The organism is Psychrobacter sp. GW64-MNA-CIBAN-0177, assembly GCF_040309585.1.
In the GTDB taxonomy this organism is placed as follows: Bacteria; Pseudomonadota; Gammaproteobacteria; order Pseudomonadales; family Moraxellaceae; genus Psychrobacter; species Psychrobacter okhotskensis.
Genome location: NZ_JBEOOY010000193.1, coordinates 1 through 276, shown reverse-complemented (window position 1 = coordinate 276; position 276 = coordinate 1). Strand labels below are relative to the sequence as shown.

Sequence of the window (276 nt, the reverse complement as noted above, 5' to 3'; positions counted from 1 at the left end):
ACGCTACTATCACTAAAATAAACCAGCCCAGCGTAAGCTATAGGTAAAATAAATAAGTTGATCAGTAATAAATACAACGGAAATAACCAGCGAGCAGTTGCCAGTTCATTATTGTTATTGTTTTCAATAAAGCTCATATGAAACTGACGCGGCAAACATAACGTTGCTAGTATCCCCAACAAGGTATGTGCAACATAGACATAAACGGGGCTTTGAGTCGCGGCAACGTGTGTTGGTATATTTAGCGCTTGCGCCTGTTCATACAAAGCAATAGGG

General features: G+C 40.2%; 1 protein-coding gene. It reads right to left on the bottom strand.

Going from position 1 to position 276, the window contains the following annotated elements:
- A partial coding sequence (locus AAEY79_RS14740; protein WP_352289087.1) for a hypothetical protein occupies positions 1-276 on the bottom strand: 276 nt, incomplete at both ends.